The sequence below is a fragment of the Dinoroseobacter sp. PD6 genome, from assembly GCF_028807315.1.
Lineage (GTDB): Bacteria > Pseudomonadota > Alphaproteobacteria > Rhodobacterales > Rhodobacteraceae > Dinoroseobacter > Dinoroseobacter shibae.
The window spans coordinates 545,851-568,644 of record NZ_JARAMN010000001.1; the positions used below are offsets into that span (position 1 = coordinate 545,851).

The following is a 22,794-nucleotide window of genomic DNA, read 5'->3' on the forward strand; positions in this document are numbered from 1 at the left end:
TATACCCGACAAAAATAATCAGGATTTAATCATAACCAAGGAGACCCCGATGCCCCGAAGCCAAACCCCGATCCTCACCGCCGCGCTCTGCGTCCTGGCCGCGCCGGCCTTCGCCTCTGGTCCCGGCGAGACCCACCATGGCGGCACCGCCTTTTTGCCGAACGGTGTGCTGACCTACGCGCTCTTCGAATCCACCATCGAGCATGTGGACCTGGCCAGCTGCCCGGCGCAATTCGACCCCGAGGTGGTGTTCTGCCGCATGACGCTCGCCTCCGATCTCGCCCATGTCTTCGCGTTCCGCTACGACGGCGAGCAGCCGCTCCTCGCGATCAAGAGCTACGAGCTGGATGACGAGTTTCTGCCGTTCTGATCGGCGATTTGCTCCCGAAGCTCGGCGATCACCTTCTCCCACAGCTCCGGAGGCTGCGCACCGCTCAGAACATGCTGATTCGCCACGACAAATGTCGGCACGCCCGTGACACCGCGCTCCCGCGCATGGGCGTCCCGCGCCAGGATGTCATCCGCATCCGCGTCGCTCGCCAGCAGGCGGCGCACCATCTCGCCGTCCATCTCCGCGGCCTGCGCGATCTCGACCAGCACCTCCCGGTCGCCGATATCGCGGCCTTGGGTGAAATACCCCTCGAACAGTTTCGAGACCACGGCGATCTGCCGCCCCTCGACCCCCGCCCAATGGATCAGCCGGTGGGCGTCCAAAGTGTTGGGCGTGCGCTGAATGGCCCGGAAATCCACCGGCAATCCGGCGGACTTCGCCGTGTCCTCGATGCGCCCGTATACCTCGCGCGCGCCCTCTGGTCCCCCGAACTTCGCCTGCAGGTACGCGGTCCGGTCCATCCCCTCGGGCGGCATGTCGGGGTTGAGCTGGAAAGGATGCCACTCGATGGTGAACGGGTGGTCGGGCGCGTTGCCAAGCGCCTGATCCAGCGCCATTTTCCCGATATAGCACCAAGGGCAGATCGGGTCCGAGAGTATATCAAGCTTGATCATGGCGTGCCTCATACGCCGCGCGCAGCGCCCGGCGATCCAGTTTTCCGGTCCGTCCCTTGGGCAGGGTTTCGACCGGAATGTAAAGCCGTGGCTGCTTGTACCGGGCCAGATGTTGCGCGGCCTCCGCGGCAAGTGCGGTCTCTGTCACCGGGGCGGCGGCGACGTAAAATAACGCGATCACAGTGACATCCGCCTTGATCTTCACCTCCACCGCCGCCGCCTCGGCAATCTCCGGCCGCCCGTGGAACGCCTTTTCGACCTCCAGTGGCGAGACCCGGAATCCGCCCGCGTTCATCATGTCGTCGCCCCGGCCGAGGTAGCGCACCGCGCCATCCGCGGCGATCTCCACCATGTCGCCGGTCACGAACCAATCGCCGGTCAGGGGCAGGCGGGGCCGACCGCCCTCCAGGTAGCCCAGCATCAGCCCCGGATCGCCGCGATGCACGCCCAGAACTCCGGATGTGCCCCGCGCCACCTCGACCCCGTCGGCGTCCAGCGCCGCGATCCGCCGCCCGGCCTGGGCAAACCCCGCATGGCCCGGGGGGGCCTGTCGGCCCGGATGGGCCGAGATGAAGGTGGAGCATTCCGACATCCCCAACGCCTCGTAAAGCTCGGTGCCGATCCGGTCCCGCCACGCCGCGCGCAGGCTGTCGGGCAGCGCTTCTCCCGCCGTCAACCCATGGCGCAGACGGGGGAGCCGGGGCAGGGCATCTCGCTTCAAAATCTGTCGGTATACCCCCGGAACGGCGGCAAATATACTGGCCCCACTCGCGGCAAGCGCCTCGGGCAGGGCGGCACTGTCTGTCCCGGCCTCGGGGATCAGCGCCGTCGCCCCCATCGCCCACGGATCCAGCAGCCCGACGCCCAGCGTATAGGTCCAGTTGAACGCCCCGGCATGGAGGATCCGGTCCTCCGGCCCCATCCCGTACCAGTCGCGCCACATCATCCGCCGGGCCCAGATCGCGCGATGCGCATGGGCCACCGCCCGCGGCCGCCCCGAACTGCCCGAGGTATAGACCACGTAAGCCATGCGGTCCGGATCCCCCGGCACCGGCGCCAGCGGCGCGTCCCGGTCCGGCACCAGCGCCTCCAATGCCACCACGCGGCCCCGCGACGGCCCCGCAACGCCCGGCGCCTGCACCGTCAGCGCCGGGGCGAGGTCCGCCACGATCCAGTCGACCTCCTCGACCGTCAGCGCCGCCGAGGTCGGCACCGGCACCACGCCTGCCGCCACCGCAGCCAGAAACAGCAGCGGAAACTCCACCGTATTTCCCAACCGCATCAATAGCTTGTCACCAGGCGCCAACCCTTCGGTCCGCAGTGCTGCGGCATAGCCCGCCACCGCCCGGCGCAGATCTCCGAAGGTCCAGCGCACCGCGCCACCGCCCAGCACCTCCAGCGCGATCTTGTCCTCATCCCCGGCGGCCAAGACATACCCCGCCAGGTTGAATGGCGCGGGGCAGGGTGCGGCGGGGTCGAAATCGTCGGGCAACGGCATGACCCCCGTGCTAGGCCCCGCGCGGCGCGGTTGCAAGTCGCCTGACAATTCAGGACAATACCCGCCATGACAGAGCCCGACAAAGAACCCAGCCTGATCCGTCTGCACCGCGAGAGCGGCGACACCATCCCGGTGGAGCCGCTCAATCTCGGCAGCCGCGTGCGCGACCTGCGCAAGGCGCGCAACTGGACCCTGGAACAGGCCGCGGGTCAGGCTGGGCTGGCCCGGTCTACCTTGTCAAAAATCGAGAACGGCCAGATGTCGCCCACCTACGAGGCGCTCAAGAAACTCGCCGACGGGCTCGAGATCACCATCCCGCAGCTCTTCACGCCGCCGCGCAAGGCCCAGGTCAACGGGCGCATGGCAATCACTCGTTCCGACGCGGGGGAGGCGCATCCGACCGCCACATATGAACATGAGCTTCTCGCCGCAACCCTCACGAAAAAAACGATGTTGCCCTATCGCGCCCGGGTCCGCGCCCGCAGCTTCGAAGAGTTCGACGGCTGGGTCCGCCACGACGGCGAAGAGTTCCTCTACGTGCTGACCGGCGCCATCCGCCTGATCACCGAGTTCTACGAACCGGTCGAGATGCGCCGCGGCGACAGCGCCTATTACGACGCCTCCATGGGCCACAACGTCATCTCTATCAGCGAAGATGACGCCAGCATCCTCTGGGTCACGTCACTGGCGTGAGAACAGGGCTGCTTGAAAATCTAGAATATGAATTACTCATAATCAGTATTATGTAAATAAAAGATCTGGATCAGCGCTTGCAACGCTGCATCCAGCCCAGGGTCGCGTCCGTATCGCCCCCCGACTTGTACTCCGCGCCCAGCGGCACGTCCCAGCCCATCGCGGCAATCACCTCGAACACATGGGCGTAGTTCACCTCGCCCTCATCCGGAGCTCCGCGCGCCGGCACACCCGCGAACTGGATGTGGCCGATGATCGGCCGCAGCCGCCGCAACCGGTTGGTCAGATCACCCTCCATCAGTTGCACGTGGTAGCAGTCGAACATCAGCCGCAGGTTCGGCGCGCCAACCTCGGCGACGATTGCTTCGGCCTGGCGCGTTGTGCTCAGGAAGTAGCCCGGCGCATCGTAGTGGTTCAGTGGCTCGATCAGAACTGTAATCCCTTTATTCTCAGCTATCTCACAGGCATACTTCAAGTTCCCTGCGAAGCACTTCCGCGCCGCCGATCCCGACGCGAACCCAGCCATCACATGCACCGCGCGCGCCCCGATCGCCGCGCCATAATCCAGCGCCTCGTCGATCGCCGCGCGCGCCTCCATTTCGCGCCGGGGCAACGCCGCAAGCCCGTTTTCGCCCGCCGACACATCGCCGCGCCGTGTATTCAGACCCAGCATCGGCAGCCCCGTGTCCTCCAGCGCTGCGCGGACCTCGGCCGCGGGCGTGTCATAGGGCCAATGGCACTCCACCGCGTCGAATCCGGCGGCGGCAGCCGCATGAATGGCGTCCGGCAAGCTTCTGTCATTCCAAAGAAAACCTAGATTTGCCGAAAACTTCATGCGTCCCACTCCACGTCGAACTTCTCCACCACCGCGCGCACCTGTTCTGGGCTCAGCATCCGCGGTTGCAGCCCTCGCGTCAGCATCGCGAGCCGCGCGGTTTCTTCCAGTTCCTCGACCGCGTTGCACGCCGCCTCCACATCCTTGCCCGCGACCACGGGGCCGTGATTGGCCAGCATCACCGCGCTTCGCCTGCCCGCCAGGCCCCGCACCGCGTCCCCCATGGCCGGATCGCCCGGCAGGAACACCGGGAGCAGCTTCACGCGCCCCAGCTTCATGATCCCATAGGGCGTCAGCGGCGGCAGGAAATCCTCCGGATCCACATCGGGCATCATCGACAAGGCGACCGAATGGCAAGAATGCAAATGCACCACCGCGCCCGCCGTGCTGCGCGTCTCGTAAAACGCGGAATGCAAAGGCATTTCCTTGGTCGGCTTGTCGCCGGATACCAGGTGCCCCGCCGCATCGAACCGGCTCAGCCGTCCAGGATCGAGCCGCCCGAAACTCGTCCCCGTGGGCGAAACCAGCAGCCCGCCATCCTCCGTCCGGGCCGAGATGTTGCCGGTGCTGCCCCCGGTCAGCCCCCGGTCGAAGATCGACCTGGCCAGCAGGCAGATCTGCTCGCGCAGCCGTGCCTCGGCACTCATAGGGTGTCCACCAGCGCCAAGGCATCGGTAAAGAAGCTCTCGGCGCCGAAATTGCCGGATTTCAGTGTCAGTGCGATGTCCACACCGCCGCTCTCTGCGAAACACCAGGGCACGCCCGGCGCGATCTCGCGGCGCACATCGAGCTGCACAACCCCCAGCGCCTGGGTCACCGCCCCCGAGGTCTCGCCGCCCGCCACCACGAAGCGCCGCGCGCCCCGGTCCCGCGCGGCCACGGCGATCCGGGCCAGCGCGTCCTCGACCAGCGCGCCCGCCTCGGCCACGCCCAGGGCCTGCTGGGCTGCGCGGACCTCGCCGGGCTCGGCGGTGGCGTAGACCAACGGCGCATCCTGGAGCGCCTGCGCCTCCAACCAGGCAAGCGCGGCCCCTGCCCCCTCGGTGCGCAGCACCAGCGGGTCGAGCTTGTAGCCCGGCGCATGCTGAAGATACGCCGCCACCTGCGCCCGGGTCATGGCCGAACAACTCCCCGACAGCACTACCGCCCCCGGGGCCAGGTCCGGCGCGGGGCCCCGCGCTGCCGCCGCCCCACCGCTCAGCAGCCCGGGCAAGGGCGCGGCCACTGCGCTGCCCCCGGTCATCAGCGGCATGTCGTGGCACGCCTCGGCGATCACGCCCAGATCCGCATCCGCCACCGCATCCACCACCACATGGGCCACGCCCGCCGCGTCCAGCCGACCCAGCTCCGCGCGCAAGGCCCCTGCCCCCCGCGCCACGCAAAGCCGGTCCACCAGCCCCACGGGCCGCGTGACCTGCGGCGCGAGCAGCCGCATCAGGTTGGCATCGCGCATCGGCGTCAGCGGATGATCCTTCATCGGGCTCTCGTCGAGCGGGTCGCGCCCGACAAACAGGTTGCCCATGAAAACCGCGCGCCCGTTTTCTGGAAAGGCCGGGCAGTAAATCGTCTGCTGCACCCCCAGATCCGCCATCAGCGCCTCGGCCACGGGTCCGATATTGCCTTGGGGCGTCGAATCGAAGGTGGAGCAGTATTTCCAGAACACCCGTTCCGCCCCCGCCCCCCGCAACCACGCCAGCGCCGCGCGGGCCTGCGCCACCGCCTCGGCCACCGGCGCCGTGCGAATCTTCAGCGCGATCACCTCGATCCCGGCGGTGTCCTGCGGCGGGCCGTCGGGCACGCCCATGCGCAGCCGCACCGCGGCACCGCTGCGTGCGAGCAACCCGGCCAGATCGGTCGCGCCCGTGAAATCATCCGCAATACAGCCCAGTACCGTCGCCATCCTGTCCTCCCGCAACACGCCCGCGCACAGTTGCACCCAAGGCGCGGCTGAGCAAGCGCCCGCGCGCGCACAACCCACGGTAGAGGGTTGCTCGGATTGAGAAATTCTTAGATTTTCGGGCAGCAAATGGTATCAAGGGGTCCGACCCCGTCGGTCCGGTCCCTGGAGCGCTCCATGCACATCACCATTCTGAACGGTCCGAACCTGAACCTGCTGGGCACCCGCCAGCCCGAGGTTTATGGCGCGACCACCCTGGCGGATATCGAGCATATGTGCCAACGCAAGGCGCAGGCGCTCGGGCTCGAGATCGAATTCAACCAGACCAACCACGAAGGCGTGCTGATCGATCAGATCCACGCCGCCCGCAGCGAAAGCGACGGGCTGATCATCAACGCGGGCGCCTATACCCACACCTCCGTGGCGCTGATGGACGCGGTGGCCTCCGTCAGCCTGCCCACGGTCGAGGTGCACCTGTCCAACATCCACGCACGCGAATCCTTCCGACATACCTCGTTCCTGTCGCCGGTGGCGCTCGGGCTGATCTGCGGCTTCGGCGCGACCGGCTACGTCATGGCCCTCGACGGGATCTGGGCGCATCTGACCGCCGCGGATTCGCCCAGGCCATGAATATCGGCACGCCCATTGACGCGCGGCTGGCCAACCTGTCGGAGATCACCGCCACGCAGTCGATCGAGGAAGCCTGGGCGCTGCACTGCACCCGGATGGCCGAGTACGGGTTCGACCGATTGTTCTACGGCCACACCCGGTTCAGCACGCCCAGCACCTATGCCGATCGCCACGACGCCCTGATCCTCAGCAGCCTGCCCCAAGGATATGTGGAGCGGTATTTGAGGGAAGGCCATTACCGCAACATTCCCATGATCCGCTGGGCCGAAGAGAACGACGGCGCCTGTAGTTGGTCCGAGGTCTATGCCCGCCTGCATCCCGATGAGATGACCCCGGGCACCCGCAAGGCGCTCGGCACGCGGCAGGCCTTCGGGATCGAGAACGGCTATTCGATCAGCTTTCGCAACCTCTGCCAGGGCGGGTTCGCAGCGATCAGCCTGGTGGGCCGCGAGGGGCTTTCCCAGGCCGATCTGGACAAGATCTGGGCGTCGCGCGGGGCCGAGATCGAACTGGCCAACCGGGTCTTTCACCTGGTGGTCAGCAGCCTGCCCTCGCGCCGTCCGAATCGATTGACGCCTCGTCAGCGCGAAGTCCTCGAATGGGTGGCGCATGGCAAAACCGTGCCCGAGATCTGCCTGTTGATTGGTCGCAAACAGGCAACAGTCGAGAAACACCTGCGTCTCGCCCGCGAAGCGATGAATGCCCAGACGACGGCGCAGGCGGTGCTAAGGGCTTCAATATCCAAACAGATATTCGCGAAAAATTCATCCCAGACATGAATTTTACCGATGGGTAAGGTTTTCCGGACTTTCCAAACTGCAAAGGCAGTGGCACCGTGCCGCCGTTCCGTGAGTGGTGGCTTTAGGCCATGGAGCACGTCGTAGGTGCAGCGTCCTTGTTTCGATGTCGCGCCGAAGACACGCCGGCCGGGGGGTGTATTTTTCCGCTGCCCCGGTCGGCATCCAAATCCGCCCAGCTTTGCGCGCCGGCACCGCAATCCCGCACTGTCGTGACAACCGCTCTGGCCCCAATAAAAAAGGGCCCCCGAAGGGACCCTTTCAAAAGCCGTGATGGGGTGATCAGCCGTTCATGGTTTTCGCGACTTCCGCGGCGAAATCCTCTTCGACCTTCTCGATCCCCTCGCCCACTTCCATGCGCACGAAGCCGGTGATCTCGACGCCGGCGTCTTTGGCCGCGTCGCCCACGGTCAGGTCCGGGTTCACCACGAAGGCTTGGCCCAGAAGCGTGACTTCCGACAGGAACTTCTTCATCCGGCCCACGATCATCTTCTCGATGACCTGCTCGGGCTTGCCGCTTTCGCGGGCGATGTCGATCTGAACCTGGCGCTCTTTCTCGACCACCGCCGGATCCAGATCGGCCTCGGACAGGGATGCGGGGTTGGCGGCGGCGATATGCATGGCGATCTGCTTGCCGATGCCGTTATCGGCCCCGGTCAGCGCGACCAGCACGCCGATCTTGCCCATGCCATCGGCGGCGGCGTTGTGAACGTAGCTCACCACCGTCTCGCCCGACAGCTTCTGCATCCGGCGCAGAGTCATGTTCTCGCCGATGGTGGCGATCTTGTCGGTCAGGATGGTCTCGACGGTCTTGCCGCCCACCTCGGTGCTCTTGAGCGCATCGAGGTCGCTTGCCGACAGGGCAGCCTCGGCGAACGACGCGACCATCGCCTGGAACTCGGCGTTTTTCGCGACGAAATCGGTCTCGGAATTGACCTCGACCGCCACGGCCGCGCCATCGGCCACGGCCACGCCCACCAGACCCTCGGCGGCGGTGCGCCCGGATTTCTTGGCGGCCTTCGCGAGGCCTTTGGTCCGCAGCCAGTCGACCGCGGCTTCCATGTCGCCGTCGGTCTCGGTCAGCGCCTTCTTGGCGTCCATCATGCCTGCGCCGGTCTTGTCGCGCAGCTCTTTTACCAATGCAGCGGTAATCGCCATTTTGGTGTCTCCTGAAAAATGGGTCATGGGGGCGGACCGGGGTCGTGCCCGGTCCGCATCTCGGTTCCGCGTCGGGGCCGGAGGCCCCGCGGGGCTCAGCTCTCGGCGGGGGCGGCGGCCTCTTCGGCCAGGGCCTCCTCGACGCCGCCCTCTTCGAGCGCGCCCAGGTCCACGCCGGCCGCACCCAGCTGCGCCGACATCCCGTCCAGCGCCGCACGGGCCACCAGGTCGCAATAGAGCGCGATGGCGCGGGCCGCGTCGTCATTGCCCGGGATCACGTAATCCACGCCGTCCGGCGAGCAGTTGGTGTCGACCACGGCCACGACCGGGATGCCCAGCTTGTTGGCCTCGGCGATCGCCAGGTCCTCTTTCTTGACGTCGATCACGAAGATCAGGTCCGGCACGCCGCCCATTTCACGGATCCCGCCCAGGGATGCCTGAAGCTTGCCCTGGTCGCGTTCCATGCCGAGACGCTCTTTCTTGGTGAGCCCCTCGAAGCCGCCTTCCATGGCCTCGTCGATGGACTTGAGCCGCCCGATGGAGTTGGACACGGTTTTCCAGTTGGTCAGCGTGCCGCCCAGCCAGCGGTGGTTCATGTAATACTGCGCGCAACGCTCGGCGGCCTCGGCAATGGGCTTCTGCGCCTGCCGCTTGGTACCGACGAAGAGGACACGGCCGCCCTTGGCGACGGTGTCGCGCACCGCCTGCAGCGCCTGGTCCAGCATCGGGACGGTCTGCGTCAGGTCCATGATGTGGATGCCATTGCGGTCGCCGTAGATATACGGGGCCATCCGCGGGTTCCAGCGCTGTGTCTGGTGGCCAAAGTGCACGCCTGCTTCGAGAAGCTGGCGAATGTTGAAATCGGGAAGCGCCATTCCAAGGTTCCTTTCCGGTTTGCGCCTGAGAGGGGCCATAGAGCGGATGCTCAACCGGCGGACGGTCTCGGGATGTCTCCCCGAGGCGCCCAAGCCCCTCCTGTGAAGTGCGCGCGTCCTACGCCGGGTTGGGCGGGAATGCAAGCCCCACGGCCCTGCCCGCGGCGAAACGGGCGCGGACGCTGCGGGAGGCGGGCCGCGGTAGGGCTGGCCGCGTCGGAGGGGGCGCTGCCCCCACGGCCCGTGCCGGGCCGCCCCCCGGAGTATTTCCGCGCAGATGGAGCTTGCCCGGGTGGGGTTGTTGGCTTTGATCGGTGCGCGATGGGGCCGGAGAGCGGGTCGCCCGGGCTCGTGGCCCCTTCCCCGCCCTGCCGGGCTGTGAGACAAGACCGGCCATGACACCGGATATCCTTTGTATCGGCGCGGTCCTGTGGGACATCATCGGGCGCGCGCCCCGCGAGATGAAATCGGGCTATGACGTGCCCGGTCGGATCTCGCGCATCCCCGGCGGGGTGGCGATGAACATCGCCATGACTCTGTGCCGGTTCGACTTGCGCCCCGCGCTCCTGTCGGCGGTGGGCCAAGATGCGGAGGGCGACGAGCTGCTGGCCCATGCAGAGGCCATGGGGATGATCACCGCGCATGTGTTGCGCAGCGCACGGCCCACGGATCGCTACATGGCCATCGAAGGCTCCAACGGGTTGATCGCGGCGATTGCGGATGCCCATTCGCTGGAAGAGGCGGGCGCGGAGATCCTCGCCCCCCTGGCCGATGGGCGGTTGGGCTGTCCCGAGGCGCCCTGGCGCGGGATGGTGGCGCTGGACGGGAACCTGACCGATGCGATGCTGGCCGAGATCGCCAAAAGCCCGCTTTTTGCCCGGGCCGATCTGCGGGTGGCGCCGGCCTCGCCCGGCAAGGCCAGGCGGCTCCTGCCGTTCCTGTCAGCCTCGGCCGCAACGCTCCATGTCAACCTGATCGAGGCCAACCTGATCTCGGACCATCCCAGCCAGACCACCCAGCAGGCGGCGCAGGTTCTGCTGGGCATGGGGGCGCACCGGGTGGTGATCACCGACGGGGCGAACCCGGCCACGGACGCCTCGGCGCGCCATGCGCACACGGTCGCGCCGCCCCCGGTGCCGGTGCGCCGGGTGACCGGTGCGGGCGATACGTTCATGGCCGCGCATATGGCGGCGGAAATTCGCGGCGAAACGCCCGCGGGCGCGCTGGAGGCGGCGGTGCAGGCGGCGGCCGATTACATTTCCGCCGCCGAGAGCACGTGAGCCGGGCCTGCCCCGTGCGCCCGGGCGCGTCCCGCGCGGTGACTGTGCCTGAAAAATGCGCAGCGGGCGGCTTTCCGGGCCTGCGGGGGGACACCTGTGCTTGTGTGCCGCCGCACACCTGCCTAGATACAAGGCGACCGCAGCCCGAGACCAACCAGCCTTGAAACTAGACCCCGACCTTCCCCCGCCCGCGAAACGAGGCCTGTTCGCCCGCGTGCGCGCGAATTTCCTCACCGGCCTGATCGTGATTCTGCCGATCGCGGTGACCATCTGGCTCGTCTGGTCGGTGATCGGGATCATCGACGGCTGGGTCTTGCCCTTCGTGCCCGAACGCTACAACCCGGTGGTTCTGATCAAGCAGCACTTCGACGTCACCGTGGATATTCGCGGTGTGGGCGTGGTGTTCTTCCTGATGTTCACGCTGATCGTGGGCTGGCTGGCCAAGGGGCTGCTGGGGCGGTCGATCATCCGCTGGACCGAAGGGGTGGTCACGCAGATGCCCGTTGTCCGGTCGGTCTATGGCGGGATGAAGCAGATCGCGGAGACGGTGCTGGCCTCGGGCAGCACGTCCTTCGACAAGGCCTGCCTGGTGGAGTATCCGCGGCGCAACATCTGGGCGATTGCCTTCATCTCGACCAATGCCAAGGGGGAGATCGCGGCCAAGGGCGATGACGAGATGATCTCGGTCTTCCTGCCGACCACGCCGAACCCGACCTCGGGGTTCTTGCTGTTCGTGCCGAAACGGGACGTGAAGGTTCTGGACATGACGGTGGAGGATGCGGCCAAGCTGGTGATCTCGGCGGGCCTGGTCTATCCGGACACGGACCCCAAGAAGGTGCGCGAGCAGGCCTGGATCAAGTCGATCTGAGCCGCCTGCCCCGCCGGGTTAACGCGCGGCCGCGTTTCGCAGGATTTTCGCCGACAAATTTTTTCGCCGAATGGTGGGATTTCAAGGGCTTCCAGAGATTTGTTTCGCATGCGAAACATTCCATTTTCTGAATGCGTTAATGCCCCCAGGCAAGCGCATGAAATCGTGCATATTTCATGGACAGTGCGAGCGTTGCGCCTCGCTCATTCGGCGGATTTCGACCACCACACATCCGGGTGAAACGAGATCCAGTCGCCATAGGCGGGCAGGGCTTCCGGGTAGGTCAGATCGGCCGCGTGCGCGATGCGGGAGACCGGGTTGAACCAGATCGGGATGACATAACGCCCTGCGGTCAGCACCCGGTCGAGCGCGCGCACGGTGGCGATGTAGTCCTCCTGGCTCTCGGCACTCAGCATGGCGTCGATCAGACCGTCCACCGCCGCACTGTCGATCCCGGGCCAGTTGCGGCTGCCGGGGATGTCCACGCCCTCCGAGCCCCAATAGAGCCGCTGCTCGTTGCCGGGGCTGAGCGACAGGCCGCGGGTGTAGTAGGTCATGTCGAAATCGTAGGCATCGGTGCGCTCGCGGTACTGAGCGCTGTCGACGGTGGTGATGTCCACGGAAACGCCCAGCCGTTCGAGGGACTTGGCGTAGATGTTGATCATGGACTGCACTTCGGAGCTGCCCTGGGACAGGAGGATCTCGAACGTAAAGGGGGTGCCGTCGGGGCGGGTCATCACGCCTTCCTCGATGGTGTAACCGGCCTCGTCCATCAGGCGCAGGGCGGCGCGGATGTTGCGGCGGTTGGCCTCGGAGCCGTCGGAGACCGGCAGGGTGTAGCCCTCCAGCGCGCCGGGGGGCAGTGTGTCGGCGTAGGGAGCGAGCAGTTCGACCACCCGGCCCGTGGCGGGGCCGTCCTGCATCGCCAGCACGGAGTTGGAGAAGTAGGAGGTGATGCGCGGCACCTCGCCGCCATTGAGGGTGCGGTTGATCAGCTCGAAATTGAAGGCGTGGATCAGGGCATCGCGCACGCGCCAATCGGCGAAATCGGCGCGGCGGGTGTTCATGGCAAAGCCGGTGATGCCCGAGGGGCGTTCATGCGGGATGACGGATTTGACTACCTCGCCCGCCTGCACGGCCGGAAAGTCGTAGTCGCGGTTCCATTTGGCGGTGTTGGTCTCGCGGATCGAGGTGAGGATGCCGGCCTTGAACGCCTCGAACATCACACCGGCATCGCCGAAGAATTCCATCCGGATCTCGTCGAGATTGTGGACCCCGCGCCGGATGGGCAGGTCGGCGGCCCAGTAATCGGGATTGCGTCGCAGGGTGACGAAGCGGCCCGGCTCGAAATCCGCGATCACGTAAGGCGCGGAGGAGATCGGGGCTTCGTCCAGCCCGCTTTCGGCGAAATCCTTGCCCTCCCACTGGGCCTTTTTCAGGATCGGACGCATGCCCATGATAAGCGCCAGTTCGCGGTTGGGTTCGGTGAAGGTGATGCGCAGGGAGCGCGGCCCGGTGGCTTCGGCGGATTGCACCTGCGCCCAGGCGCCGAGATAGCGCGGGTGGCCGACGGTGCCGAGGGTTTCGAACGACCAAAGCACATCCTCGACCGTCACCGGGCTGCCATCGGAGAATCGCGCCTCGGGGCGGAGGGTGAAGGCGACCCAGAGCCCGTCCGGGTCGACCTCCAGCGATTCGGCCAGAAGCCCGTAAAGTGCGAAGGGCTCGTCGTAATTTCGGGCCATCAGGCTCTCATGGGCGAGAAATCTGAGCTGCCACGGGACGCGCCCCTTGAGGATGTGGGGATTGAGGCTGTCGAAGCCGCCGACCTCGCCCAGCACGATCCGGCCGCCCTTGGGCGCATCGGGGTTGGCGTAGGGGAGAGACACAAAATCCGGTGGAAGGGCCGGGTCGCCATACATAGCGATGCCATGGGAGGGCGCGGCGAGCGCGCCGGGGACGGCGAGGAAACCGGCGATGAGGGCGGCGTGGCCAATGCGGATTGCGCGGCGGAGTTGTTTCATTTTCTGCTCTGATCCCGAAAGTTCATCGGTTTTTGTCTCAAACCGTACCGAGCGTCGGGCGGGGCTGCAAACTTTTCCCTTGGATACGGGCGTTTGATTGCTTATAACTAAGGCACTGCTCGATAGGTTTCTTGCCTGTATGAAACCTGCCTCAATGACTTAACGCCCGCTTCGTGCGGGCGTTTTTTTTTGCGCCGGTTGGTGCGGTGCCCCCCTGCCCCCTTTGCGTGGCCTTTGTGTTTCCGCGCCTGCATCGTTAGCTTCGCAGTTGCAGAATATGCGCAGAGAATCACGGGAGCTTGCCGATGTCGCTGAAGGGAAAAACCGCCGTTGTCACCGGGTCGAATTCGGGGATCGGGTTGGGGATTGCATGGGAGTTGGCGCGCGCGGGTGCGGATGTAGTGCTCAACAGCTTCACCGACCGGGAGGAGGATCACGCCCTGGCCGACGAGATCGCCCGCGAGACCGGGGTTTATGCGCGCTACATCAAGGCGGACATGTCCAAGGGCGACGACTGCCGGGCGCTGATCGAGAGTGCGGGTACCTGCGATATCCTGGTGAACAATGCGGGTATCCAGCATGTGGCCCCGATCGACGAGTTTCCGGTCGACAAGTGGGACGCGATCATCGCGATCAACATGAATTCGGCGTTCCACACCACCGCCGCCGCCCTGCCGATGATGCGCAAGGCGGGCTGGGGGCGGGTCGTCAATATCGCCTCGGCGCACGGACTGACCGCGTCGCCCTACAAGGCGGCCTATGTGGCGGCCAAGCACGGAGTGGTGGGCATGACCAAGACCGTGGCGCTGGAGACCGCGCAGGAGCCGATCACCTGCAACGCGATCTGCCCGGGCTATGTGCTGACCCCGCTGGTGGAGGCGCAGATCCCTAACACGATGGAGAAATACGATATGGGCCGCGAGGAGGTCATCAAGCAGGTGATGCTGGAGCGCCAGCCGTCGAAGGAATTCGCGACCGTCGAGCAGTTGGGCGGCACCTGCGTGTTCCTGTGCTCGGATGCGGCGGCACAGATCACCGGGACGACGATTTCGGTGGATGGCGGCTGGACCGCGCTCTGAGCCGCGAGGGAAAGGGGCGCGCCATGGCACGCAAGAAGCGGATCAACCTGGCCCTGCAGGGCGGCGGCGCCCACGGGGCGTTCACCTGGGGGGTGCTCGACCGGCTTCTGGCCGAGCCCGAGATCGAGATCGCGGGCATCTCCGGCACCTCGGCCGGCACCCTGAACGGCGCGGCGGTCAAGGCGGCGCTGGCCAAGGGCGGCACGGCGGAGGATGCGCGCGAGAACCTCGACTGGCTCTGGGGGCAGATCGCGGGCATTCACGACACGCGGTTCGCGCCCTGGCTGGAGGTGTTTCCGCCCAGCGTGATCGCCACGGCGCTGGAATACTCGCCCTATCTCGCCATGGCCGAAACGCTGGAGCAGTTCATCTCCCCCTATGATACGCCGTTCTCGGCGCAGAACCCGCTGGCGCGGATCGTGGAGAGGTTCAATTACGACAATATCTGCTGCGATAGCGGGCCGAAGTTTCATGTCTGTGCCACCAATGTGCGGACGGGCAAGCTGCGGGTGTTCACCGGCACAGAGATCGGGGCGGCGCCGATCCTTGCCTCGGCCTGCCTGCCGACGTTGTTTCGGGCGGTGGAGATCTTCGACCCCGAGACAGGGCGCGACGAGAGCTACTGGGACGGGGGCTATTCCGCCAACCCCGCCTTGGAGCCGCTGACCCAGGATCCGGACCTGCCCGGAGACGTGGTGATCGTGCATATCAATCCGCTGCACCGCGAGGAAATCCCGACCTCGGCCAAGGAAATCGCGAATCGGGTCAACGAGATCAGCTTCAACTCGTCGCTGATCCAGGAGCTGTCCCATATCAACGCGGTCAACGAGATGCTGGCCGACGGGCGTTTGGTGAAGGGAACGATGAAGGATGTGTTCATCCACATGATCGCCGATGACGGGCTGATGGTGAAGCTGTCGGAGGCGACGAAGGTCTACCCCAACCCGGCGGTGATCGCGTCGCTGAAGGCCGCAGGCGAGGACGCGGCGGAGGACTTCCTCGCCCGCGATCTGAGCAGTGTGAATGTCAAGCCCACGGTGGATCTGGCCCGGCTGGTGTGCTGAGGCGCGTCAGCCTTCGCTGTCCTGCCGGGGAATGGTGGCCTGGAAATTGCCGTCGATCCGCATCCCGCCTGTATCCGCGTCCACGATCAGCCCGTCCCGGGGGTTTTCGGTCATGTAGGCGGTGAAGCTGCCCGCGATGGCGAGGTCGCTCGGCCCGGCCATGAAGGCGGTCACGGTCAGGTCGATATTCTCGTCATCCGCAACCAGGGTATCCCCGTCGTGATCGAGGGACACGGTGACCTGCTGCGGGTCGATCTCGGTCATGCCGGCCTCTGCTTCGATCTTGAGCACCAGGGTGCCCTGGCCTGTCGGGCTGTGGGGTTCGGGGGTGCCGACGATGCGGATCTCGGTGCCTGCGCCGGTTTGGGAAAAGCCGCTGACCGGGCCTTCGCCGGCGCTGGCCACGACCCAGCGCGCGTCATCGAGCGCGAGCGTGCCGGTGATCGACCCGGCGCCGGTCTGCGCGGCGACGGGGGCCGCGGCAAGGCCGAGGCACAGGGGCAGGATGCGGGCGGTCAGGGTTGGGAAGTTGCGCGTCATGGGGATCCCTTTGCTGTTAGGTTGCCTGAACGCTCAACGCGCGGGCCCGGGGCCGGTTCCGGGGTCAGGGAAGCAAAGGCGTGTCCGGCAGGGACAGGTTGGCGGTGATCAGGTCGCTCAGGGTGCGGGCGACGCAGGCGCTGGAATGGGGCGCGCGCGCCAGGGTCGAAGGGCGGATGCGGCTGAGCATGCCGGGATTGCCTTGCATCTCTTGGGCGATGGCCACGGTGCGCAGGAACCCGGCATAGGGGTCGGTGCCGTCCCTGCGCGGGCGGTAATGCAGCCGCCCCTCGCGCAAGCCCGCGGCGTAGATCGTCTGTCCCTCCTTGATGGTCTCGACCACGGTGATCGTGTCGAGTTGTTCGGGATCGATCACGGTCGGATCGTCTGACAATATGACGAGATCGGCCAGTTTGCCCGGCGCGAGGGAGCCTTTGCTGTCTTCCTCGAAATGCTGGTAGGCGGGCCAGATCGTCATCGCCTTGAGCGCGGTGAGCACGTCGACCCGGTGGTCGGGGCCGATGATGTCGCCGGACCGCGAGCGCCGGGTGACGGTGGCGTCCAGGATGCGCATGCTATCGGGGAAGGCCACGGGCGCGTCATGGTGGCTGGAGAACATCATGCCACGCGCCCGTACCCAACCCGTGGGCGAGATGTTGTCGGCGGCCACGGGCCCCACGGTGCGGTCACGGTGCCAGTCGCCCCAATAGAAGGTGTGCATCGGAAAGAGCGAGGGGAACACATCGAGCCGGTTATAGGCGTCCACCTGGTCCTCGCGCAAAAACTGCCCGTGGATCAGGACCGGGCGGCGGTCGGCGGCCCCGTGAGTCTCTGTCGCGGTCTGAATGGCCGCGATCAGCATGTCGGAGGCCCCTTCCCCATTGGCATGGGTCTGGATCTGCACCCCGTTGGCGAAGGCCCAGTCGACCGCGTCGAACACCTGGTCGCCGCTGGCCGAGGCATAGCCCGCGTAATCGGCGCGAACCCCTTCGGGCGGGTCGTAATAGGGCCGGTCGCGCAGGGCGGTGAAGCCCTGGGGCGATCCGTCGATGGTCAGCTTGCCGCCGCCGACGCGGATCCGGTTCTCGTAGACCCGCGCGTGGTGTTCCAGGATGTAGTCGCGGGCCAGCAGCACATCGGGGTAGACCACCACGTCGATGTCCAGCCCTTCTTCGGCGGCGACGGATTGCATCAGCTCGGCCACGGGCGGGAGCGCGCGGCCTTCCTGCGCGGTGGTGTAGCCGAAAGAGGCGATCAACTCGGTGCCCGCGCGAAAGATCGCGCGGTTGGCGGCTTCGTCCAGCCCGCCGAGCAGACCGCCGATCACCATGTTGGCGGCGTTTTCCTCGAGCACGCCGTTGGGTGCGCCATCCGGGCCGCGGCGGATGACGCCCCCCGCCGGGTCGGGGGTGTCGGCGGTGATGCCAGCCTGTTCGAGTGCCAGTGAGTTGGCCACGCCGAGATGGCCGGATTGGTGGATGGCATAGACCGGGATCTCGGTGGAGACGGCGTCGAGCTCGTCCCGTGTCGGATGCCGCTGCTCGGCCAGCTGGGCGTCGTCATAGCCGAAGCCGAGGATGAGACCGGCGGCCGCGACACGCTCGGGCTGGGCCTCGGCGAAGGCGCGCAGCACCGCTTGCAGGGTCGGGATGTCGTTCACGGTGCCATCGGGTGCGGGCAACAGGTTGGCCGAGAGCGCCTGCAGGCCGATCATGAAGACATGGCCGTGGGCGTCCACGAAGCCCGGGATCATGGTGCGCCCGGCCAGGTCGATCATCTGCGTCTGGGGTCCCTGGAAGGCGGTGACCTCGTCGAGAGGTCCGACGCCGAGGATCACGCCGTCCTTTTCGGCCAGGGCCTCGGCGCGCATGGCGTTGTCTTCCATGGTCAGGATCGGCCCGCCGGTCCAGATCCGGTCGGCGAAGGCGGTGTCGGTGTCGGTGTCGGCCAGTGCGAGGGGGGCGGCGAGGGCCGCGAGAAGGGCGGCGATCAGGGGCAGAAAGCGCGGCATGGCATGGCTCCGGTTCAGCAGGCGCCGTGGGGCGCAAGGGGCCGGTCGGCGGGTCGGGCCGCGGCCGGGTGTTCGCGGTCAGCCTAGAAACTCCGCCCCTTGGGTGCAACAGGCCGGTGTCAGGGCGCGGCCAGGGTGACGCGGACCTCGCGCCGGGTGCCGTCGCGCCAGACCTCGAGGGTCACCTCGGTGCCCGGGTCGAAATCGTCGAGCACGCTGCGCAGGTCGCTGCCGCTGGCGATGGGGCGGCCCGCCAGGCGCTGGATCACGTCGCCGGGCACGAGAAAGCCCGCCCCATCCCGCCGGGCCGGGCGCAGACCTGCGGCGGCGGCGGGGCCGCCCGGTTCTATCGCGAGGATCACGGCGCCTTCGACGCCGTTCTGCCGGGCCAGCGCGTCGATGCGCGGATCGAAACGGATGCCGAGGACCGGCGGGCGATACATGCCCCGGGCGATGAGTTGCGGCACCACGCGGGCGACCCGGTCCACGGGCACGGCAAAGCCGATTCCGGCACTGGAGCCCGAGGGGCTGAAGATCGCGGTGTTCACGCCGATCAGCCGCCCGGAGCTGTCCAGAAGCGGGCCGCCGGAATTGCCCGGATTGATCGCCGCGTCGGTCTGGATAAGCCCCTCGATCGTGCCGGTGCCCAGCGGGATCTCGCGCTCCAGCGCCGAGACGATGCCCGTGGTCAGCGTCCAGTCCAGCCCGAACGGATTGCCGATGGCCAGCACGCTTTGACCCACGCGGAGCGCGTCGCTGCGCCCCAGGGGGAGCGGGTCGGGACGGCGCGTGCCGAGATCGACGCGCAGCACCGCGAGGTCGTATTGCGGGGCCGTGCCCACCAGCCGGGCGGGCAGCACGCGCCCGTCGGCCATGTGCACATCCGCCCGGGCCGCGCCGCGGATGACATGGGCGTTGGTGACCACATGGCCGTCGCGGTCCCACACGAACCCCGAGCCGGAGCCGCTGGGCACGATTTCGGCCCGGCGCATCCAGGGATCGACCCGGCGCTGGCCGGTGGTGATCGATACCACGGCGGCGCGCGACGTCTCGAACAGGGAAATCAGGCGCTCTTCGGGGGCGGTCAGTTCGGATGCCCGGGCGGGTGCGACCAGGGCCAGCAGGCAGAGCGCGAGGGGGAGCCAGAGGCGCATTATCGGTCTCCTTTGCGTCGGTGCTGGGGATTTAGGGGCGCGGGGGCGGCGGTCCAAGGGGGCCCGCCGCGCTCAGCCCGCCAGCAACACGCCGAGATAGACCGCGTAGCATGCCAAGAACACCGCGCCCTCGCGGCGGCTGACCGTCCAGCCGGTGCGGGCGAAGGCAAACAGCAGCAGCGTCGCGCCGCACATCACCCAGATGTCGAGGCGCAGTATCTCGGGCGGGATCGGCATCGGCTGCACCAGGGCGGTGACCCCGAGGATGCCGAGGATGTTGAAGATATTGCTGCCGATCACGTTGCCGACCGCCACGTCCCCCTGCCCCTTGCGCACGGCGACCACCGCGGTGACAAGCTCGGGCAGGGAGGTGCCGATGGCGACGATGGTCAGGCCGATCACGGTCTCGCTCATGCCGAGGTCGCGGGCGATGATGACCGCGCCGGAGACCAGCAGACGCGCGCCCAGAAGGATGACCGCGAGGCCGACCAGCGCCAGCCCGAGTTCAGCCGCGCGCCCCCGTCCGGAGCGGGGCACCAGCGCGGCCTCGTCGGCATAGACCGCCGCCGCCTCGGTGCCGCCTGCGCGTTTTTCGGACCACAGGGTGAAGCCGAGATAGGCCAGCAAGGCGGCCACCAGACCCGCGCCGACCCCGCGGCCGATCTCGCCCCACAGCACCGCGCCGAGGCAGAGCAGCGTGGCCAGACCCATCACCCCGCCGTCGCGCCGCAGGGCGGCCGGGCTGACGGCGACCGGGGCCAGCAGCGCCGCGATGCCGAGGATCAGGAGGATGTTGCCGATATTGCTGCCGACCACGTTGCCGATTGCAAGCCCGGGGGAGCCGGAAAGGGCGGCCTGCAGGCTGGTGGCCAGCTCCGGCGCCGAGGTGCCGAAACCCACCAGTGTCAGCCCGATCACGAGCGGAGAGAGCCCGAAGCTGCGCGCGGCCGAGACCGCGCCGCGCACGAGCCACTCGCCGCCGAGCACCAGCCCGGCAAGGCCGGCGAGGATCAAGAGAACTGCTTCCACGGGGGCGTCGGGTCCTGGGCCCCAGGTCGCGGGCACCGTGGCGGTGCCGGGATCCGCGCCTGTCTGGCAAAGACTTGGAGATCGCTCGGGGCGGGATCAAGGCCCCTGCCCTGCGCGGGTGCGAGAATTGCGCGGTCGGCGGGAGGGTGCCGGGCGATCAGCCGAGCGCGTAGCCTGCCCCGCGCACGGTGCGCACCGGGTCGGTGCCGCCGTGTTGGCACAGCGCCTTGCGCAGCCGACCGATATGGACGTCCACGGTGCGGGTATCGACATAGATGTCGCGCCCCCAGACCCGGTCGAGCAGTTGCTCGCGCGACCACACACGGCCCGGCTTCTCCATGAAGGTCGCCAGCAGGCGGAATTCGGTGGGCCCGAGTTTCAGGGCCTGGTCGTCGCGGAAGACCCGGTGGCTCTCGGCGTCGAGCAGAATGTCGTCGTAGCGCAATTGCTGTCCCACCGTCGCCGGGCGCACCCGGCGCAGTTGCGCGCGCACCCGGGCCATCAGCTCCACCACCGAGTAGGGTTTGACCACGTAGTCGTCGGCCCCGGTTTCCAGCCCGCGCACCCGGTCGACCTCTTCGGAGCGGGCCGAGAGCATGATGATCGGGATCGCACGGGTGTCGGGGCGGGATTTCAGGCGGCGGCAGACCTCGATCCCCGAGACCGCCGGCAGCATCCAGTCCAGCACGATGATGTCGGGGGTTTCTTCCTCGACCAGGACCATGGCCTCGTCGCCATTCTCGGCCTGGACCACGCGGAACCCTTCGGCCTCGAGGTTGTAGCACAGCACGTCGCGCTGTGCCGGTTCATCCTCGACCACAAGAACGGTGGGTTGGTCGGACACGGGCCTACCCCTGGGCGTCCAAGCTGGTGCGATCCTGCTTCGGCCGGTCCTCGTCGGGCAGCTCGCCGGTGACCATGTAGATCACCTGCTCGGCCACGGAGGTGACGTGATCGCCCATCCGTTCGATATTCTTGGCAATGAAATGCAGGTGCATGCAGGCGGTGATGTTGCGCGGGTCTTCCATCATGTGGGTCAGGAATTCGCGAAAGAGCGCGTTGTACATCTGGTCGACCTCCTGGTCGCGCATCCGGATCGCCTCGGACATCTCGACATCGAGCCGCAGATAGGCGTCGAGCGCGTCGCGCAGCATCATCTCGACATCGCGTGCCATGCGTTTCAGCGAAGCCGCGGAATTGCCCACGGGCTGCAGCTGCACCAGGATCGAGGTGCGCTTGGCCATGTTCTTGGCGTAATCGCCGATGCGTTCGAGATTGGCGCTCATCTTGATCACTGTCAGCACCACGCGCAGATCGCCCGCGGTGGGTGCGCGCAGGGCGATGAGGCGCGCGGCCTCTTCGTTGATCTGCTCTTCCAACGCGTCGATCTGCTTGTCGCGGGTGCGGACGGTTTCGGCCAGATCCTCGTCCCGTTCGGCCAGCGAGCGGGCCGCGTCGATGATCTGTTCCTCCACCATGCCGCCCATCTTCATGATGAGGGCCTGGATCGCTTCGAGGTCGCGGTCGAAGGCCGAGGCGATATGTGCGTTGTCGATGACCATTAGCCGATCCGTCCTGTGATGTAGCTCTCGGTGCGGGGGTCTTCGGGGTTGGTGAAGATATGCCCGGTCTCGCCGTACTCGACGAGATGGCCGAGATGGAAGAAGGCCGTGCGTTGGCTGACGCGGGCGGCCTGCTGCATGGAGTGGGTGACGATGACCACGGAATAGCGCTCGCGCAGCTCGTCGATCAGTTCTTCGACCTGGGCGGTGGCGATGGGGTCGAGGGCCGAGCACGGCTCGTCCATCAACAGCACCTCGGGCGAGGTCGCCACCGCGCGGGCGATGCAGAGCCGCTGCTGCTGGCCGCCCGAGAGGCCTGTGCCGGGCTGGTCGAGCCGGTCCTTGGCCTCGTCCCAAAGCGCGGCGCGGCGCAGGGATTTCTCGACGATCTCGTCCAGTTCGGCCCGGGTGCGCGCCAGCCCATGAATGCGCGGCCCATAGGCCACGTTGTCATAGATGGACTTGGGGAACGGGTTGGGTTTCTGGAACACCATGCCGACCTTGGCGCGCAGTTGCACCGGATCCACGCGGCGGTCGTAGATATCCTCGCCATCGATGCGGATGTCGCCCTCGATGCGGGCGGTGTCGATGGTGTCGTTCATCCGGTTCAGGCAACGCAGGAACGTGGACTTGCCGCAGCCCGAGGGGCCGATGAAGGCGGTCACCGTCTTGTCGAGGATGTCGACGTTCACGTCCTTGATCGCGTGGGTCGTGCCGTAATAGACCTGAACGTTCTTGGCGGCGATCTTGGTCTGTTCGGTCACGGCTCTCTCCGTCAGGCGCATATCGTTCATG

23 protein-coding genes are annotated in these 22,794 nt (G+C 67.0%); 8 read left to right on the forward strand and 15 right to left on the reverse strand.

Annotation, left to right across the window (positions count from 1 at the left end):
- Positions 1–49: 49 nt before the first annotated feature.
- Entirely contained in the window at positions 50–370 is a 321-nt protein-coding gene (locus PVW48_RS02545) for a hypothetical protein (protein ID WP_012178230.1), read from the forward strand.
- On the opposite strand, the gene PVW48_RS02550 is transcribed toward PVW48_RS02545, so the two are convergent.
- Positions 337–1,005: a DsbA family oxidoreductase gene (locus tag PVW48_RS02550; RefSeq protein ID WP_274580148.1), complete on the reverse strand. Its 669-nt coding sequence runs from the start codon at positions 1,003–1,005 to the stop codon at positions 337–339. The genes PVW48_RS02545 and PVW48_RS02550 overlap by 34 nt on opposite strands.
- Positions 992–2,503, reverse strand: coding sequence for a class I adenylate-forming enzyme family protein (locus PVW48_RS02555; RefSeq protein WP_274580149.1), 1,512 nt, complete (start codon positions 2,501–2,503; stop codon positions 992–994). The genes PVW48_RS02550 and PVW48_RS02555 overlap by 14 nt, the downstream gene beginning before the upstream one ends.
- A 66-nt stretch (positions 2,504–2,569) precedes the next feature.
- On the opposite strand from PVW48_RS02555, the gene PVW48_RS02560 reads away from it, so the two are divergent.
- Entirely contained in the window at positions 2,570–3,196 is a 627-nt protein-coding gene (locus PVW48_RS02560) for a helix-turn-helix domain-containing protein (RefSeq protein ID WP_274580150.1), read from the forward strand.
- Positions 3,197–3,266: 70 nt separating this feature from the next.
- Here PVW48_RS02560 and PVW48_RS02565 read toward each other — a convergent pair whose 3' ends face one another.
- Genes PVW48_RS02565 through otnK form a run of 3 tightly spaced genes read right to left on the reverse strand, consistent with a single transcriptional unit; the run spans position 3,267 to position 5,931 of the window.
- Positions 3,267–4,031 (reverse strand): hydroxypyruvate isomerase family protein, encoded by a 765-nt coding sequence (locus tag PVW48_RS02565; RefSeq protein WP_274580151.1) that lies wholly within the window; start codon positions 4,029–4,031, stop codon positions 3,267–3,269.
- Entirely contained in the window at positions 4,028–4,678 is a 651-nt protein-coding gene (gene otnC, locus PVW48_RS02570) for a 3-oxo-tetronate 4-phosphate decarboxylase (protein WP_274580153.1), read from the reverse strand. Before otnC ends, PVW48_RS02565 begins: the two co-directional genes overlap by 4 nt.
- Positions 4,675–5,931, reverse strand: coding sequence for a 3-oxo-tetronate kinase (otnK, locus tag PVW48_RS02575; RefSeq protein WP_274580154.1), 1,257 nt, complete (start codon positions 5,929–5,931; stop codon positions 4,675–4,677). The genes otnC and otnK overlap by 4 nt, the downstream gene beginning before the upstream one ends.
- A 174-nt stretch (positions 5,932–6,105) precedes the next feature.
- Between otnK and aroQ the strand changes: the two genes are divergently transcribed.
- Together aroQ and PVW48_RS02585 are read left to right on the forward strand one after the other, a co-directional pair.
- The gene (aroQ, locus tag PVW48_RS02580) at positions 6,106–6,558 is read left to right on the forward strand and encodes a type II 3-dehydroquinate dehydratase (RefSeq protein ID WP_274580155.1); all 453 of its coding nucleotides are present in this window, start codon (positions 6,106–6,108) and stop codon (positions 6,556–6,558) included.
- Entirely contained in the window at positions 6,555–7,337 is a 783-nt protein-coding gene (locus PVW48_RS02585; protein WP_274580156.1) for a LuxR family transcriptional regulator, read from the forward strand. Before aroQ ends, PVW48_RS02585 begins: the two co-directional genes overlap by 4 nt.
- A gap of 300 nt (positions 7,338–7,637) precedes the next feature.
- Here the strand turns inward: PVW48_RS02585 and tsf are convergent, their stop codons facing one another.
- Both tsf and rpsB read right to left on the reverse strand, forming a co-directional pair.
- Positions 7,638–8,513: a translation elongation factor Ts gene (gene tsf / locus PVW48_RS02590; protein ID WP_274580157.1), complete on the reverse strand. Its 876-nt coding sequence runs from the start codon at positions 8,511–8,513 to the stop codon at positions 7,638–7,640.
- 95 nt (positions 8,514–8,608) lie between these two features.
- A complete protein-coding gene (gene rpsB, locus PVW48_RS02595) occupies positions 8,609–9,388 on the reverse strand; it encodes a 30S ribosomal protein S2 (protein WP_012178220.1) in 780 nt (259 codons plus the stop codon).
- Positions 9,389–9,783: 395 nt separating this feature from the next.
- On the opposite strand from rpsB, the gene PVW48_RS02600 reads away from it, so the two are divergent.
- Positions 9,784–10,668, forward strand: coding sequence for a PfkB family carbohydrate kinase (locus PVW48_RS02600; protein ID WP_274580158.1), 885 nt, complete (start codon positions 9,784–9,786; stop codon positions 10,666–10,668).
- Positions 10,669–10,723: 55 nt separating this feature from the next.
- On the forward strand, positions 10,724–11,536 hold the full coding sequence (locus tag PVW48_RS02605) for a DUF502 domain-containing protein (protein WP_274580159.1): 813 nt from the start codon (positions 10,724–10,726) through the stop codon (positions 11,534–11,536).
- A 203-nt stretch (positions 11,537–11,739) separates the two neighbouring features.
- Here the strand turns inward: PVW48_RS02605 and PVW48_RS02610 are convergent, their stop codons facing one another.
- A complete protein-coding gene (locus PVW48_RS02610; RefSeq protein ID WP_274580160.1) occupies positions 11,740–13,560 on the reverse strand; it encodes an extracellular solute-binding protein in 1,821 nt (606 codons plus the stop codon).
- 305 nt (positions 13,561–13,865) lie between these two features.
- Here PVW48_RS02610 and PVW48_RS02615 point away from each other — a divergent pair, with 305 nt between their 5' ends.
- The gene (locus PVW48_RS02615) at positions 13,866–14,639 is read left to right on the forward strand and encodes a 3-hydroxybutyrate dehydrogenase (RefSeq protein ID WP_274580162.1); all 774 of its coding nucleotides are present in this window, start codon (positions 13,866–13,868) and stop codon (positions 14,637–14,639) included.
- A gap of 23 nt (positions 14,640–14,662) precedes the next feature.
- Positions 14,663–15,703: a patatin-like phospholipase family protein gene (locus PVW48_RS02620; RefSeq protein WP_274580163.1), complete on the forward strand. Its 1,041-nt coding sequence runs from the start codon at positions 14,663–14,665 to the stop codon at positions 15,701–15,703.
- Between the two features lie 6 nt (positions 15,704–15,709).
- On the opposite strand, the gene PVW48_RS02625 is transcribed toward PVW48_RS02620, so the two are convergent.
- The 7 genes from PVW48_RS02625 to pstB form a co-directional block, all read right to left on the reverse strand.
- Complete coding sequence (locus PVW48_RS02625) at positions 15,710–16,243, reverse strand: hypothetical protein (RefSeq protein WP_274580164.1); 534 nt, start codon at positions 16,241–16,243, stop codon at positions 15,710–15,712.
- A 64-nt stretch (positions 16,244–16,307) separates the two neighbouring features.
- Positions 16,308–18,254 (reverse strand): amidohydrolase, encoded by a 1,947-nt coding sequence (locus tag PVW48_RS02630; protein ID WP_274580165.1) that lies wholly within the window; start codon positions 18,252–18,254, stop codon positions 16,308–16,310.
- A gap of 119 nt (positions 18,255–18,373) precedes the next feature.
- A complete protein-coding gene (locus PVW48_RS02635) occupies positions 18,374–19,408 on the reverse strand; it encodes a S1C family serine protease (RefSeq protein WP_012178212.1) in 1,035 nt (344 codons plus the stop codon).
- Positions 19,409–19,480: 72 nt separating this feature from the next.
- Positions 19,481–20,437 (reverse strand): calcium/sodium antiporter, encoded by a 957-nt coding sequence (locus PVW48_RS02640; RefSeq protein WP_274580166.1) that lies wholly within the window; start codon positions 20,435–20,437, stop codon positions 19,481–19,483.
- Between the two features lie 157 nt (positions 20,438–20,594).
- Positions 20,595–21,281 carry a phosphate regulon transcriptional regulator PhoB gene (gene phoB / locus PVW48_RS02645; RefSeq protein ID WP_274580167.1) on the reverse strand — a complete coding sequence of 229 codons (687 nt, stop codon included), beginning with the start codon at positions 21,279–21,281 and terminating at the stop codon, positions 20,595–20,597.
- A gap of 4 nt (positions 21,282–21,285) precedes the next feature.
- Positions 21,286–21,999, reverse strand: coding sequence for a phosphate signaling complex protein PhoU (gene phoU, locus PVW48_RS02650; RefSeq protein ID WP_012178209.1), 714 nt, complete (start codon positions 21,997–21,999; stop codon positions 21,286–21,288).
- Positions 21,999–22,793, reverse strand: a complete 795-nt coding sequence (pstB, locus tag PVW48_RS02655) for a phosphate ABC transporter ATP-binding protein PstB (RefSeq protein ID WP_012178208.1) — start codon at positions 22,791–22,793, stop codon at positions 21,999–22,001. The genes phoU and pstB overlap by 1 nt, the downstream gene beginning before the upstream one ends.
- Position 22,794 lies beyond the last annotated feature (1 nt).